The organism is Streptomyces sp. NPDC101194, from assembly GCF_044767885.1.
Taxonomy (GTDB): domain Bacteria; phylum Actinomycetota; class Actinomycetes; order Streptomycetales; family Streptomycetaceae; genus Streptomyces.
In genome coordinates, this window is record NZ_JBIWOS010000028.1 from 1,677 (window position 1) to 3,303 (window position 1,627).

Here is a 1,627-nt window from a genome sequence, read left to right on the forward strand (position 1 = left end):
GCTTCACGGACTTAGCATCGCCTGATTCAGTATTGGGCGTTTCAAAGCGGGTACCGGAATATCAACCGGTTGTCCATCGACTACGCCTGTCGGCCTCGCCTTAGGTCCCGACTTACCCTGGGCAGATCAGCTTGACCCAGGAACCCTTAGTCAATCGGCGCACACGTTTCTCACGTGTGTATCGCTACTCATGCCTGCATTCTCACTCGTGAACCGTCCACAACTCGCTTCCGCGGCTGCTTCACCCGGCACACGACGCTCCCCTACCCATCCGTACTCCCGTTGGGGATACATGTACGAATGACACGACTTCGGCGGTACGCTTGAGCCCCGCTACATTGTCGGCGCGGAATCACTTGACCAGTGAGCTATTACGCACTCTTTCAAGGATGGCTGCTTCTAAGCCAACCTCCTGGTTGTCTCTGCGACTCCACATCCTTTCCCACTTAGCGTACGCTTAGGGGCCTTAGTCGATGCTCTGGGCTGTTTCCCTCTCGACCATGGAGCTTATCCCCCACAGTCTCACTGCCGCGCTCTCACTTACCGGCATTCGGAGTTTGGCTAAGGTCAGTAACCCGGTAGGGCCCATCGCCTATCCAGTGCTCTACCTCCGGCAAGAAACACACGACGCTGCACCTAAATGCATTTCGGGGAGAACCAGCTATCACGGAGTTTGATTGGCCTTTCACCCCTAACCACAGGTCATCCCCCAGGTTTTCAACCCTGGTGGGTTCGGTCCTCCACGAAGTCTTACCTCCGCTTCAACCTGCCCATGGCTAGATCACTCCGCTTCGGGTCTTGAGCGTGCTACTCAACCGCCCTATTCGGACTCGCTTTCGCTACGGCTTCCCCACACGGGTTAACCTCGCAACACACCGCAAACTCGCAGGCTCATTCTTCAAAAGGCACGCAGTCACGACTGCATGTGCAAGCACACACAGCGACGCTCCCACGGCTTGTAGGCACACGGTTTCAGGTACTATTTCACTCCGCTCCCGCGGTACTTTTCACCATTCCCTCACGGTACTATCCGCTATCGGTCACCAGGGAATATTTAGGCTTAGCGGGTGGTCCCGCCAGATTCACACGGGATTTCTCGGGCCCCGTGCTACTTGGGTGTCTCTCAAACGAGCCGTCAATGTTTCAGCTACGGGGGTCTTACCCTCTACGCCGGACCTTTCGCATGTCCTTCGCCTACATCAACGGTTTCTGACTCGCCTCACAGCCGGCAGACTGTGAAAGAGAGATCCCACAACCCCACATGCGCAACCCCTGCCGGGTATCACACGCATACGGTTTGGCCTCATCCAGTTTCGCTCGCCACTACTCCCGGAATCACGGTTGTTTTCTCTTCCTGAGGGTACTGAGATGTTTCACTTCCCCTCGTTCCCTCCACACTGCCTATGTGTTCAGCAGCGGGTGACAGCCCATGACGACTGCCGGGTTTCCCCATTCGGACACCCCCGGATCAAAGCTCGGTTGACAGCTCCCCGGGGCCTATCGTGGCCTCCCACGTCCTTCATCGGTTCCTGGTGCCAAGGCATCCACCGTGCGCCCTTAAAAACTTGGCCACAGATGCTCGCGTCCACTGTGCAGTTCTCAAACAACGACCAGCCACCCATCACCC

Annotated in this window: 1 rRNA gene (running past one end of the window); it reads right to left on the bottom strand. The window is 56.9% G+C overall.

Annotated elements, in window-relative coordinates:
* A 23S ribosomal RNA gene (locus tag ACIRP2_RS39540) occupies positions 1–1,571 on the bottom strand; it reaches 1,654 nt to the left of the window's first position.
* Positions 1,572–1,627: the final 56 nt, after the last annotated feature.